Here is a 13,586-nt window from a genome sequence, read left to right as displayed (position 1 = left end):
TCGTGACCACGGTAGCAAGGCAGGACGCCCTGTCAACGCGCAGCCACTCTGAGGCGTCACACCATCAGCCATCCAGTCCCAACATGGTGGTCAGGCGATCCACCGGCAGATAGCCCGGCACCATCTTGCCATCCGGCATCACGATGGCCGGTGTGCCCTGCACGCCCATGCGCGTACCGAGCTGATACTGGCTTTCCACCGGGGCATCACAGCTGGCTTCCTGCTTGGGCGCCTGCCTCTGATTCTTGATCTGATTCATCGCCTCGGTGCGATTCTCGGCACACCATACCTGAGCCAGCTCGCGTGCGCCCTGCGAGCGCAGACCGCCACGCGGGAAGGCCAGATAACGCACTTCGACACCACGCGCATTGAGCTCCGGCACTTCCTCATGCAGCTTGCGGCAATAGGGGCAGGTGGTGTCAGTGAAGACGCTGATCACCGCCTTGACCTCACCCGCCGGGCGGAAGATGACCATGTCGTCCTCACTGACCTCGGCCAGCAGCTTCTGGCGCTCGCCATTGGCCTTCTGCTCGCTGAGATTCACCAGCCCCTTGTCACCGTCGTTGCGGTACATTTCCCCCACGATCAGGTGCTTGCCCGTCGCATCGGTGAAGAAGGTCTCGCCGCTGGTGAGCTTCACCTCGAAGAGACCCTCGATCGGACTGGAAGCCAGCGACTCCACCGGCAACGGCTGGCCATTGACTACCAGCTTGTCACGCAGATCATCCAGCGCGTCAGCCTGGGCGAGCGGTGCCATCACGCTCAGCAGGGTAGCAGCGCTCAACAGACGCAACGCCTGTGGCAGGCGCTGCGGGCGGCGGGTGAACTTGCTCATCAGACTCTCCTTGGCGTCCGCGGGGCGAAGTGCCTGGTATCAACCACGCGGATGATGTTCGGCGTGCAGGCGTTCCAGACGCGCCTGAGCCACATGGGTATAGATCTGGGTCGTGGATAGATCACGATGACCCAGCAACAGCTGCACGACACGCAGGTTGGCACCATGATTGAGCAGGTGCGTCGCAAAGGCGTGGCGCAGGGTATGCGGTGACAGGGGCTTGTCGATACCGGCCGTGACGGCGTGGCGCCGGATGCGGTGCCAGAAGGTCTGCCGCGTCATGGCCTTGTCATGCCGACCGGGAAACAGCGCCGGGCGCGTCTGGTCGGCCATCATCGCAGGTCGGCCAGCCGACAGCCAGCGTGACAGCCAGTCACAGGCCTCCTCGCCCAACGGCACCAGCCGCTCGCGATCGCCCTTGCCGATCACTCTGACCACGCCCTGGCGCAGATTGAGCGCATCGACCCGCAGACCGACCAGTTCACTGATGCGCAATCCCGCGCCATAGAGCACCTCCAGCATGGTACGGTCGCGCAGGCCGATGGCCGTCTCGAGATCCGGCGCCTCCAGCAGGCGCTCGACTTCCTCCTCGTCGAGCGTGCCAGGCAGGCTGGGGATCACGCGGGGAAGGCGCACCTCATGCACGGGATCCGCCTCGATCATGCCCTCGGCCAGTGCCCAGCGATAGAACCGCCGCAACGCAGACAACAGTCGCGCGGTGGAGCGCAGCGCATGCGATTCACGTCGTGAGTCACAGAATGCCTGCACCTGCACAGGGGTCGCCTCCAGCAATGGCGTGGCTTCGCCTCCGGACTCCTGCTGCTCCAGCAACCACCGCTGCCAGCTCTCGAGGTCACTTCGATAGGCACCAAGCGTGTTGTCACTGGCGCCGCGCTCCAGCCACAACGTATCGAGAAATGCCGCGACCAGCGTCTCGTCATCCTTCATGCCTGCTTCCTCCTTCCCGATGCGCGCAACCGACACCTTCCGGCGCGACGACTGCCGAATTCTACCGTGACGCCCTGACGTTGAAATGAATCCGACGGTCACTGCGGCAACTTTCCCTCATCCACAGACACAAAGACCCCGCCATGCGAGGCATGGCGGGGTCTTTGTGTGGCGGAGGAGCAAGTGGCAATTCGCTCCTCCGCCGTACTGCCGAGTTCTGCAGTCAGGGAATGCGGAGCGCTTAGCCCAGCTTTTCCTTGATGCGTGCAGACTTGCCGCTACGCTCACGGAGGTAGTACAGCTTGGCCTGACGGACGTCACCACGACGCTTGACGTCGATGGCAGCAACCTGCGGGCTGTAAGTCTGGAAAGTACGCTCGACGCCCACACCGTGGGAGATCTTGCGGACGGTGAAGGCGGAGTTCAGACCGCGGTTACGCTTGCCGATCACCACGCCTTCGAAGGCCTGCAGACGCTCGCGGGTACCTTCGACGACCTTGACCTGGACGACGATGGTGTCGCCCGGTGCAAAGGCCGGGATTTCCTTGGCCATCTGCTCGTTTTCGATCGCCTGGATCAGTTTGTTCTTGCTGCTCATCGCTAGCTCCAAATTCGTTAGCATCAACCCTGAGGCTGATGTTCGTCATGACCCCGGCACCGCAAACGGCCTTGAACACGGGGATCGACCTTGTGTGTGACGCGCCACGGGGCTCCCGCAAGATGACTCCGGGCCGTGCCGCACCTCCGCCACGGTGGCGGCCTTCTCCTGACGGCGAACGCGAGGTCCGCGAAGGTCAGGCCTTGCCTTTCCGGGCGTGCTGCGCGATGAACTCGTCAAGCAGCTTGCGCTCCTCACGAGTCAACGTGCGGCTCTCCAGCAGATCCGGACGCCTGAGCCAGGTACGTCCCAGAGACTGTTGCAACCGCCAGCGCTTGATCAGGGCATGATTGCCACTGAGCAGCACTTCCGGCACTCGCTTGCCGTCGATGACTTCGGGGCGAGTGTAGTGCGGACAATCGAGCAGGCCGTCGGTGAAGGAATCCTCCTCCGCACTGGCTTCATGCCCGAGTACGCCCGGCACCAGGCGCGCTACCGTATCGATCAGGACCATGGCTGGCAGCTCACCGCCAGACAGGACGTAATCGCCGATCGACCATTCCTCGTCGATCTCCTCTTCCACCACGCGTTCGTCAATGCCTTCATAGCGTCCGGCCACCACGATCAGGCGCTCATTCGTCGCCAGTTCGCGGGCACCGGCCTGATCCAGCTTGCGGCCTTGCGGGGAGAGATAGATCACGCGGGCGTCGTCACCGCCAGCGGCACGGGCGTCACGAATGGCGCCTCGCAGGGTCTCGACCTTCATCAACATGCCGGGACCACCGCCGTAGGGACGATCATCGACCGTACGGTGCCTGTCGGTGGCGTAGTCACGCGGGTTCCAGAAATCGACCTCGAGCAGGCCCTTGTCGACCGCTCGGCCGGTCACGCCACTGGCGGTGATCGCCGTGAACATTTCCGGAAACAGACTTACTACACCAATCCACACAGGCGTCAGCTCTCTGTGCTTTTCATCAGAATTCGGGATCCCAATCGACGCTCATGCGTCCATTGACGAGATCCACATCGCGAACCACCTGATCGGGCAGGTACGGCACGAGCCGTTCCTTCTCATCGATGCTGTCGTCGTTCGGCTTGATCACCAGAACGTCGTTGGCACCGGTTTCCATCAGGGTGTTCACTTGTCCGAGGCGCTGGCCATCCAGCGTCACCACCTCGAGACCTTCCAGTTGATGCCAGTAGTACTCACCCACCTCGAGCTGCGGCAGTTGCTGCTTGGGCAGGAGAATCTCCGCCCCGGCCAGCGCCTGCGCCGCTTCGCGATCGTCGACACCTTCCAGCTGCGCCACCAGACCCTTGCCATGACGACGTGCCTGGGCAAGTCGCGCGGGAATCTGCTTCCCGTCAAGCTTCAGGATCCAGCCGGCATAGTCGAAGATGCCATCGATCGGGCTGGTGTAGGAGTACACCTTGAGCCAGCCTTTCACGCCATAGGGGCTGGTAAGCTTCCCCATGACCACCACATCATCGCCATGCGAGGTGTGTGCGGTCGGCTGCGGGTTGTTCGAGTGAGTAGGCATCCTGGAAATCAAGCCTGCTGCTTGCCAGCTTCCTTGATCAGCTGAGCGACACGGTCAGAGACCTGTGCGCCCTGCTGCTGCCAGTGAGCGATGCGCTCGAGATCGATGCGCAGACGCTCTTCCTGGCCGCGAGCGACCGGGTTGAAGAAGCCGACGCGCTCGATGAAGCGGCCATCACGGGCTGTGCGGGAATCAGCTACAGCCAGGTGGTAGAAGGGACGCTTCTTGGCGCCACCACGTGCCAGACGAATGGTAACCATTGCGTAATCTGTCCTTCGTGTTGAAGTGAAAATCGTGCCACAGAACTCGGCTTCGCATGGAGGGTCCACACGAAGAGGCGACATTCTACGGAAAATGCCAAGCCTTGGAAACCTTTTTCCATGGCCATACGCGCGCCCCGCGACACGAGCCGTGTCACGGGGCGCGATTCGTGACTCTGACGCCACGAAATCCTGTCGGCGAGAACCTCAGAGCCTTGCCGGAGACTCAGCGACGCGGGAAGCGTCCGCCGCCCGGGCCACCCATGCCTCCCATTCCGCCGGGACCGCCCATGCCGCCGGGGCCACCCATGCCACCGGGACCGCCGCCGCCCATCATGCCGGACATGCCACGCATCATCTTCTGCATGCCACCTTTCTTGCCGGCCTTCTTCATCATCTTGGCCATCTGCTTGTGCTGCTTGAGCAGACGATTGAGGTCCGGCACCTGGGTACCGGAGCCCATGCAGATGCGACGCTTGCGCGAGCCATTGATGAGATCCGGGTTGCGACGCTCCTTGGGTGTCATGGAGTTGATCATCGCCTCGAGCTTGCCCAGCTCCTTCTCGCTGGCCTGGCTCTGGGCGACTTCCGCCAGCTGCCCCATGCCCGGCAGCTTGGACATCAGGCTGCCCATGCCACCCATGTTCTTGAGCTGCTGAAGCTGATCGCGGAAGTCCTCGAGATCGAAGCCCGAGCCTTTCTGGACCTTCTTGGCCAGCTGCTCGGCCTTGGTCTTGTCGACGCTGCGCTCGGCTTCCTCGATCAGCGACAGCATGTCGCCCATGCCGAGGATACGCGAGGCGATGCGGTCCGGGTGGAAGGGCTCGAGGGCATCGACCTTCTCCCCCATCCCCATGAACTTGATCGGCTTGCCGGTGATGTGGCGAACGGACAGCGCCGCACCACCACGCGCATCACCATCGGCCTTGGTCAGCACGACACCGGTCAGCGGCAGGGCTTCATGGAAGGCCTTGGCGGTATTGGCGGCATCCTGACCGGTCATCGCATCGACGACGAACAGCGTCTCATCAGGATTGACGCTGCGATGCAGCGCCGCGATCTCGTCCATCATGTCGGCATCGACATGCAGACGGCCGGCGGTATCCACCAGCACCACGTCGTGGAACTGGATACGCGCGTGCTTCATCGCCGCTTCAGCGATGGCGACAGGCTGCTGGGAGGAGTCGGAGGGGAAGAAATCCACCTCGACTTCCCTGGCCAGCGTTTCCAGCTGGTCGATGGCGGCCGGACGATAGACGTCCGCCGAGACCACCAGCACCTTCTTCTTCTCGCGCTCACGCAGATAACGCGCCAGCTTGGCGACGGTGGTCGTCTTGCCCGCACCCTGCAGACCCGCCATCAGAATGACGGCCGGGCTGCCCTTGAGCACCAGACCTTCATTGGCTTCGCCCATGATCGCTTCCAGCTCCTGCTGGACGATCTTGACGAACTGCTGACCCGGCGACAGGCTCTTGGACACTTCCTGACCGACGGCACGCTCGCGCACGCGGTCGATGAAGGCCTTGACCACCGGCAGTGCGACATCCGCCTCAAGCAACGCACGGCGCACTTCACGCAGCGTGTCCTTGATGTTGTCTTCCGTCAGCTTGGCCTGGCCGGTAATCGACTTCAGCGTCTGCGACAGGCGATCACTCAAACTTTGAAACATGGGCCTCTCCGGCTAGGGACGTCTGGGGGCCGCTCGCAGCGGCTCGAGGACAGTGCTGTCCTCGATTCCGGGGGTCACGGCATGACGCCCCAGCGCGTGAATGGTTCATCCTGTGGCGCATTATACGCACAGGGCGGGTCTGTCTCCATGATGGGGACACTCAAGCGCCGACCAAATCCTCTCTCGCCGGGAATTCTCTCCCCGACACGGCTCCGCCAGCCTCCTCAAAGCGCGTGGCGTGGATGCAATCACATGAGTGCATTCGGTATAGTCACATCATATAGGCAGCGTCTCGTACAGGACCTGCCTCCTCGTACATCCTCGGCACCTGGACAACAGCACATGCAGGCTCTGCCCTTTGCCTTTCTGGCCATCATCTTCTATCTCGGCGCCGGCCTGTGGCAGGGCCTGACGCTCATCCGCCGGGTACCGTCCAGACCACGTCTGGTACGCGGCCTGGCACTGGTAGCCGTCGCCTGCCATGCCGTGATCGTCTGGCTCACCATCAGCCATGGCGGCGAGCTGCACCTCGGACTGTTCGAGAGCGCCTCGCTGGTCAGCTGGGCCATCAGCCTGCTGCTGATCCTGGCCAGCATGCTCAAGCCGGTGATTGCCGGCGGTGCTGCCCTCTTCCCCGTGGCGGCCATCTGCGTCCTTGGCGTGATGAATCTTCCCAGCGCCAATACCGAGAATCCACTTTCCGCGGGGCTCATCGCCCACATCCTCACCTCGGTGGCGGCACTGGCCTTCTTCAGCATCTCGGCCATGCAGGCCGGTCTGCTGTCATTGCAGCAGCATGCGCTGAAGAAGCGTCACACCCGCGGCATCGTCCAGGTACTGCCCGCGCTGACCAGCATGGAGCGCGCACTGTTCGAGCTGATCTGGGCCGGAATGATCCTGCTCAGCGTGTCGATTCTCAGCGGCATGATCTACCTCGACAACCTGTTCGCCCAGCACCTCGCGCACAAGACGGTCCTGAGCTTCGGCGCCTGGGTGATCTTCGCCGTGCTGCTGTTCGGCCATCATGTCCTGGGCTGGCGCGGACAGCGCGCGGCGCGCTGGACGCTGGGCGGCTGCCTGGTGCTGGCGCTGGCCTTCTTCGGCACCAAGTTCGCCCTGCAGGTCGTGTTTTCCCACTGAGCGTCGCTGTCGTGACGGGCAGCACCCGCAGCAGCTGGTGCATTGCCGTCACGGCAGCAGTATCATGCGCGTAAATCCGCCACCGAGGACCCTTCACTCTTGAGCGACGACACCCCGCTGGGGCTGCTGTTCGGCCTGCTGGTCATCCTGATCTTCCTGTCTGCCTTCTTCTCGAGCTCCGAGACCGGCATGATGTCGATCAACCGCTATCGCCTGAGCCACCGCGAGAAGAGCGGTGAGCGCGGCGCCAAGCGCGTCACCCGCCTGCTATCTCGCCCGGACCGTCTGATCGGCGTCATCCTGATCGGCAACAACTTCGTCAACAATCTGGCAGCGTCTCTGGCCACCATCATTGCCATCCATTACTTCGGTGATGTCTCCGGCCCTGCCATCTCCACTGCCGTCCTCACCATCGTGGTGCTGATCTTCGCCGAAGTGACGCCCAAGACCATGGCCGCCGTGAATCCCGAGCGTATCGCCTATCCGGCGTCGGTGATTCTCGAACCCATGCTCAAGCTGCTCTATCCGCTGGTCTGGCTGGTCAATGGCATTTCCAATGGCCTGCTGCGCCTGTTCGGCGTTCGCGATGTCAGCGGCGGGGCCGACAGCCTGACCCGTGACGAGCTGCGCACCGTGGTCCACGAGGCTGGCAGCATGATCCCGCGCCGTCACCAGGGCATGCTGCTGTCGATCCTCGACCTCGAGAACGTTACCGTCGATGACATCATGGTGCCGCGTCAGGAAATCTTCGGTATCGACCTCGATGATGATCTCGACATCATTCTCAGTCATATCCGCGCCAGTCAGCACACACGAGTGCCGATCTACAAGGGTGACATCAACAACATCATCGGCATCCTGCACCTGCGCAATGCGGCCCGTTTCCTGTCACTGGACGAGGTCACCAAGGCCTCCATCATCCAGGAGGCCCGCGAGCCCTACTTCATCCCGGAATCCACCCCGCTGCATACCCAGCTGCTCAATTTCCAGAAGCAGAAGCGCCGCATCGGCATCGTGGTCGACGAGTATGGCGATGTGCAGGGGCTGGCGACCTTGGAGGATATCCTCGAGGAGATCGTCGGCGAGTTCACCACCGACGTGGCCGGCACTCATCAGGAAATCCATCCTCAGGACAACGGCAGCTACGTGATCGAGGGTACCGCCAACATCCGCGAGATCAACAAGGCCATCGGCTGGCAGCTGCCGACCGATGGCCCCAAGACGCTCAATGGTCTGATCCTCGAGCACCTGGAATCCTTCCCGGATGCGCCAGCCAGTCTGGCCATCGGCACGACCCGCATCGAGATCCAGCAGGTCAAGGACAACCAGATCACCTCGGCACGCTGTTGGCAGGCCTCGCGCACCACGCGCACCTGATCCAGCGCCTGCAGGGTAACGTTGCAGGGTCATGCGCGAAGGGCCCGCCATCTGGCGGGCCCTTCGCGTTCACGTCCATTGCAATGCGGTGTTGCACGCCACGGGGCGGCCAATGCCGGAGACACACGCTATCCTGTGCCTGCCCGGATCGCCGGATCGCCGGATCGCCGGGCCGCCGGACCACCTTTTCCTGCACTGCCCACTACCCGCAAATGGCCCTCATGACCCAAGCCTCTTCCCCGACGACTGTCCTGCACCACCACCCCGCACGCTTCACGCTGATGCTGGCACTGATGGTGGCGCTCGCGCCTCTGGCGACCGACGCCTATCTACCCGCCATGCCTTCCATGGCAGGCGACTTCGGTGTGGACGAGCATCGCATCGGCCTGACCATCACCATGTTCTTCTTCGGCTACGCGATGGGTCAGCTGGGCGGTGGCCCGCTGTCCGACAGTCTCGGGCGCCGCCCCGTCGCCCTGAGTGGTTTCGTGCTGTTTCTCGTCGCCGGACTCGGTTGCGCACTGACACGAGACTTCCACTGGCTGCTGGTCTGGCGAGTGCTTCAGGGCATCGCCACCGGCATGACCGGCGGTGTCTCGCGCACCGTGGTGAGAGACGTCGCGACCGGCAAGGACGCCGCGCGCCTGATGACCAACGTGACCATGGTACTGATGACGGCGCCACTGATAGCGCCGTCCCTGGGCGCCCTGGTGATCTCGCTGAGCCACTGGACGACGATCTTCTTCACGCTGGGAGTCTACGGGCTGATAGTCGGTCTGATCATCCATCGCTGGCTGCCGGAGACCCACCCCGCCAGCGAGCGCACGCCCTTCAGACCACGCAACGTGCTGCGCAGCTATGGCGACGTCCTCACCACCCGGGGAGTCCCGGGGCACCTGATGCTGATCCTGTGCGGGCCCGGCATCATGTTCACCTTCATCACCAATGCCAGCTACCTGTATCAAGGGCTACTCGGGATGACACCGCCGCAGTTCGCGCTGGCCTTCGGCGCCAATGTGGTCGCGATGTTCGTCGGCAACCGTCTCAATCACCTCGGCCTCAAGCACCTGCGCACGCGCACGCTGGTCAAGCTGGCATTGAGCGTCCAGCTGACCGGCATCACCTGGCTGCTGGGGCTGGGCCTCACTGGCACGATCAGCGCCGCCACCCTGATTCCCGGCATGCTGGTGGTACTTGGCGCAGGCGCCATGATCACCCCCAACGTGATGGCGGACTACCAGTCGCTGTTCACCCGCGGCCACGGGGTCGCCAACGCCATCTCGGGCACCGCGCTCTTCCTGGGCGGCGGACTCTACGGTGCGATTGCCAGCCTGTGGCTGAACGGCTCCAACATGCTGCCGGTACCGCTGGTCATGCTTGCCGCATGCCTGGTGGGCGGCATCGGCTTCTGGGTCACCCGCCACACCGCGCCATCCAATCAGCCTGCCGCCCACGGCAGCAGCTCCAGCGCCGCCGCGTAAGCGCCATCACTGTCCGCAGAACGTGAACCGCTTACGCAAAGACGCCGCCCGTGAAGCCACGGACGGCGTCTTTTTTTCAGGGAACGCTCTCGCGCTCACCACGTGAGGGGGCTGCCACCCTCGGCCAGAGCAGCTTCACCCCGTCATTGGCAGTCCGCCAGGCGTGTCGCCTTGCGATGCAGATCGCGCACGGCCTCTTCCAGCTCCGCAGCCTTGACGTTCTCCGGCGCGAAGGTGCGACCGACGCACAACTCCACCCGACCACGCAGGCGACGCGGCCACTTGGCAAAGGCCGGCCCGCCGCCGTGGGAGAACCACGACCCCCACAGCCCCCCCAGAGCCATCGGGATCACCGGCGCCGGATCACGCGCGAGGATCAGCTCCAGCCCACGCCGGAAGCGTCCCACTTCCCCATCTCGCGTCAGCTTGCCTTCCGGGAAGATCATGACCACCTCGCCATCGCGCAGCGCCTTGCCGACCTCTTCCAGTGAACGACGCACACCGGCGGGGTCCTTGCGCGAGGAATCCACCGGAATGGCCCCCGCAATGCGGAAGAACCATTTCAGCCAGGGAGAGTGATAGATCTCGGCATCCATCAGAAACCGCAATGGGCGCGGGCTGGCGCCGCCGAGTATCAGCGCATCCATGAAGCTGACGTGGTTGCACACCACCAGTGCCGCGCCTTCCGCCGGTATCCGCCAGCGCCCCTTGAGGTGCAGCCGATACATCAGGTGAATGAGGATGAAGATGATCAGCCGCAGGAAGGGCCGCGGGTCACGCAGCATGCAGATCACCGCGATCAATCCGCTGATCAAGGACAGCAACAGCAGGAAGTCCGGAATATCACGCCCCATCACGCCCAGCACCAGAATGCCGGCACCGGCCGAGAGCACCATCAGCAAGGCATTGAGCACATTGTTGGCCGCGATCATGCGCGCGCGATGGTCCTCGGGGCTGCGCAGCTGCAACAGCGTGTAGAGCGGCACGATATACAGGCCGCCGCCGAAGCCGATGACGCCGAGATCCAGCCACATGCGCCAGAATCCGGCGATGCCCAGCAGCTCGATCAGCGGCGTGGCCATCTGGGCCTCAGCCAGCGCCGGGCGCAAGGCAAGGTCCAGCCCGCCGGCAAAGATGATCAGCGCCCCGAAGGGCACAAGCCCTGTCTCGAGTCGTCCGCGCGAGACACGCTCACAGGCCAGCGACCCCAGGCCAATGCCGATGGCAAAGGCCGCCAGCAGGGCCGATGTCGCCCCTTCGGCCCCATGGACGATATCCCGCGCATACGCCGGCAATTGCGTCAGATAGCTCGCGCCGAGGAACCAGAACGCACTGATGCCGAGCAGCGCCCAGCGTAGCCGACGATTGCTCAGCCCCTCGCGCATCACCGCCACGCTGCCGGACAGCGGCCGCCAGGGCACCGGCCCCGGAGAAGCGGAAGGCGCCGGCGGAATGCGCATGGCAGCCAGTACGCCAAGCACCGCCAGCGACACCAGCGATGCCGACAGCGCCCAGCGCGCCAGCTCACCGCCCAGCGCCATCAAGGCCGCGGCCGCCAGGGTACCGATCAGAATGGCGAGGAAGGTGCCCAGTTCGACCCAGGCATTGCCACTGACCAGCTCATCGGCCTTGAGATGCTGAGGCAGGATGGCGTACTTGACCGGGCCGAACAGCGCGGACTGGGTGCCCATCATGAACAGCAGCGCCAGCAAGAGCTCCCAGGCCTCGAAGATCAAGGCACCCGCCGCCACGCTCATGGTGGCAAGCTCCAGCCACTTGAGCCTGACGATCAGCCGCTGCTTGTCGAGGCGGTCCGCCAGCAGGCCGCCCCAGGCGGAAAACAGCAGAAAAGGCAGGATGAACAACCCGGCGGCCAGATTGTTGACGACGCCGGTGTCCCAACCGCGCTGCTCGATGACCACGAAGGTCAGCAGCAGCAGCAGCGCGTTCTTGAAGAGATTGTCATTGAAGGCCCCGAGGGCCTGGGTCCAGAAGAAGGGGGCAAAGCGTGGCCGCCGCAGAAGGTCTCGACTCATCGCCCTGCTTCCGTGGCATCCCCCGAGCCTGCAGCCTCGCTGCGCACCTTGAGCCCCGCCAGCATGGTATCCAGCAGCTGGTCGAGCAGTTCCGTGACTTCCAGCGGCTGTCCTTGCCACAGACCCAGGCGTTCATTCATGCCCAGCTGGACCAGGCCATGCACGCTGCCCCACAGGGTTCGCGCCATGCGCTTGGCTTCCACTGACTCCACCTTGGGAGCGTACTCGACCAGAGCCAGCTCCACTCGCTCGAACAAGCCTTCGATCATGGCGTTCTGACGCTGATCCAGCTCCCCTTCCTGAGCCAGCGGGAAATCGAACAGCAGCTGCCAGCGATAGGGGTCGCGCTGGGCAAAGCCCCAATAGGCTCGCGCCAATGCCTTGAGACGCTGGGAGGGGCTCGGGGTCTCCTGCCCGGCAATCGCATCGCGCAGACGGTCCAGGGTCGTCAGATTGACGTGCTGGAGCAGGTTGCCAAAACTGCCGTAGAGCTTGAGCAGGGTACTGGGGGCGCAACCGACTTCGCGAGCCAGGTTGCGCAAGGACAAGGCGTGAACGGGCTGCTGCTTGAGCCATTCATCGCATGTCTCCATTACCCGCGCATGCAGCGCTTCCGGTGCATGCTGACGTGGACGGGCCATCGAATTCCTCTGGTGCTGAGATGCGTTACCGCGCAGCGAATCTGGCGCGGTGTGTGTCCGGACTGCGCGGGTTGGCAGAAAGAGTCACGATGCCTGAGCATCCTGCTCTTGAAGCGCCCCGTGTCAGCCATTGAATCGAACAGTGTTTCCGTCCAGCATATCGAGACTGAGCACAAACGCAAGCGCCACCAAGGTGTGGCATGCTGGCGACTGCCGCGTGCAGCGGGGCTCTCGCGCTCATGATTGGGCAATGCGTCGCCCTGCATGTTCCCCCCTGCCCTTCATCTCAAAGGATTTCCGTGGCCGGACGCCTGTACCTTCCCCCGTTTCCCGAAGACCTGCCGCCCAGTGAACTGTTCGGATCACTCGCGACGCCTGCCTTCACGCGTCAGCTGCGGGAGGAGCGCCTGGTGAGCGCCAATCGCGCTCCGCGCCTGCCGGTCTCGATGCTGCGCCTGGAAGGCCCGAGGCTTCGCCAGGTGCCAGCGCTCTGGGGGCTGACGCCCAGCTGGCTGGAGGTCATGGACCACGCGCCCCACGTGGCGCGCGCCGAGTCGCTGGAAACGCGACGCATGTTCCGCGAATCCTTTACCAGTCAACGGGCACTGATTCCCGTCGGTGGGGTCTATGTCTGGAAGGAACAGCCGCGCATGAAGCAGCCCTTTCTGGTCACGCACGCCACCCGCGCTCCGCTGTTGCTCGCCGCGCTGTGGACCCGCCACTTCAGCCCCCCGCTGATGGAAGGACTGCCCCCCGAGGGGCGCGACAGCTTCGCCTTGATCAGCGTGGCGTGCGCGGGTGTCACCGCACGTCTGACCGACCGCATGCCGGCGGTGATCGCACCGCATCAGGTGCGGGAATGGCTGAGCGCCGATACCCCGCTGGAGAGGGTACGTGCCATGCTGACACCGGACGCCAGCCTCGCGGCCTTCCCCGTCGCTCGCCGGGTCAATGATCCCGCGCACCAGGAATGGAGCGTCGCGCACCCCACCGGCCCGATGCTGAGCTGAGAGACGCCACTCGGCGCCCGGACAGCATGCTCAGATCGGGAACGCTGAAT

At 63.9% G+C, this 13,586-nt stretch carries 13 protein-coding genes; 4 read left to right on the top strand and 9 right to left on the bottom strand.

Annotated elements, in window-relative coordinates; translation table 11 throughout:
• Positions 1-64: 64 nt before the first annotated feature.
• The 7 genes from BFX80_RS01315 to ffh all read right to left on the bottom strand — a co-directional run bounded on the left by BFX80_RS01315 (position 65) and on the right by ffh (position 5,851).
• Positions 65-835 carry a DsbC family protein gene (locus tag BFX80_RS01315; RefSeq protein ID WP_077373626.1) on the bottom strand — a complete coding sequence of 257 codons (771 nt, stop codon included), beginning with the start codon at positions 833-835 and terminating at the stop codon, positions 65-67.
• A 39-nt stretch (positions 836-874) separates the two neighbouring features.
• Positions 875-1,783 (bottom strand): site-specific tyrosine recombinase XerD, encoded by a 909-nt coding sequence (xerD, locus tag BFX80_RS01310; protein WP_077373623.1) that lies wholly within the window; start codon positions 1,781-1,783, stop codon positions 875-877.
• 241 nt (positions 1,784-2,024) lie between these two features.
• The gene (gene rplS / locus BFX80_RS01305; RefSeq protein ID WP_043336437.1) at positions 2,025-2,381 is read right to left on the bottom strand and encodes a 50S ribosomal protein L19; all 357 of its coding nucleotides are present in this window, start codon (positions 2,379-2,381) and stop codon (positions 2,025-2,027) included.
• A gap of 196 nt (positions 2,382-2,577) precedes the next feature.
• Complete coding sequence (gene trmD / locus BFX80_RS01300) at positions 2,578-3,330, bottom strand: tRNA (guanosine(37)-N1)-methyltransferase TrmD (RefSeq protein ID WP_065392606.1); 753 nt, start codon at positions 3,328-3,330, stop codon at positions 2,578-2,580.
• Positions 3,331-3,355: 25 nt separating this feature from the next.
• The gene (rimM, locus tag BFX80_RS01295) at positions 3,356-3,922 is read right to left on the bottom strand and encodes a ribosome maturation factor RimM (protein ID WP_065392605.1); all 567 of its coding nucleotides are present in this window, start codon (positions 3,920-3,922) and stop codon (positions 3,356-3,358) included.
• A gap of 8 nt (positions 3,923-3,930) precedes the next feature.
• Positions 3,931-4,182: a 30S ribosomal protein S16 gene (gene rpsP, locus BFX80_RS01290; RefSeq protein ID WP_065392604.1), complete on the bottom strand. Its 252-nt coding sequence runs from the start codon at positions 4,180-4,182 to the stop codon at positions 3,931-3,933.
• A 226-nt stretch (positions 4,183-4,408) separates the two neighbouring features.
• Positions 4,409-5,851 (bottom strand): signal recognition particle protein, encoded by a 1,443-nt coding sequence (gene ffh, locus BFX80_RS01285; protein WP_077373620.1) that lies wholly within the window; start codon positions 5,849-5,851, stop codon positions 4,409-4,411.
• 342 nt (positions 5,852-6,193) lie between these two features.
• On the opposite strand from ffh, the gene BFX80_RS01280 reads away from it, so the two are divergent.
• The 3 genes from BFX80_RS01280 (at position 6,194) to BFX80_RS01270 (ending at position 9,849) form a co-directional block, all read left to right on the top strand.
• Entirely contained in the window at positions 6,194-6,991 is a 798-nt protein-coding gene (locus BFX80_RS01280) for a cytochrome C assembly family protein (protein WP_084207790.1), read from the top strand.
• Positions 6,992-7,090: 99 nt separating this feature from the next.
• On the top strand, positions 7,091-8,368 hold the full coding sequence (locus BFX80_RS01275) for an HlyC/CorC family transporter (RefSeq protein ID WP_077373614.1): 1,278 nt from the start codon (positions 7,091-7,093) through the stop codon (positions 8,366-8,368).
• Between the two features lie 221 nt (positions 8,369-8,589).
• Entirely contained in the window at positions 8,590-9,849 is a 1,260-nt protein-coding gene (locus tag BFX80_RS01270) for a multidrug effflux MFS transporter (protein ID WP_167592956.1), read from the top strand.
• Between the two features lie 143 nt (positions 9,850-9,992).
• Here the strand turns inward: BFX80_RS01270 and BFX80_RS01265 are convergent, their stop codons facing one another.
• A complete protein-coding gene (locus BFX80_RS01265; RefSeq protein WP_084207788.1) occupies positions 9,993-11,885 on the bottom strand; it encodes an MFS transporter in 1,893 nt (630 codons plus the stop codon).
• Entirely contained in the window at positions 11,882-12,526 is a 645-nt protein-coding gene (locus BFX80_RS01260; RefSeq protein ID WP_077373605.1) for a TetR/AcrR family transcriptional regulator, read from the bottom strand. Before BFX80_RS01260 ends, BFX80_RS01265 begins: the two co-directional genes overlap by 4 nt.
• A 299-nt stretch (positions 12,527-12,825) precedes the next feature.
• Between BFX80_RS01260 and BFX80_RS01255 the strand changes: the two genes are divergently transcribed.
• The gene (locus BFX80_RS01255) at positions 12,826-13,536 is read left to right on the top strand and encodes an SOS response-associated peptidase (protein WP_084207787.1); all 711 of its coding nucleotides are present in this window, start codon (positions 12,826-12,828) and stop codon (positions 13,534-13,536) included.
• Positions 13,537-13,586 lie beyond the last annotated feature (50 nt).

Source organism: Cobetia marina, from assembly GCF_001720485.1.
GTDB classification, from domain to species: Bacteria; Pseudomonadota; Gammaproteobacteria; order Pseudomonadales; family Halomonadaceae; genus Cobetia; species Cobetia marina.
This window is presented reverse-complemented; position numbering and strand designations above follow the sequence as displayed.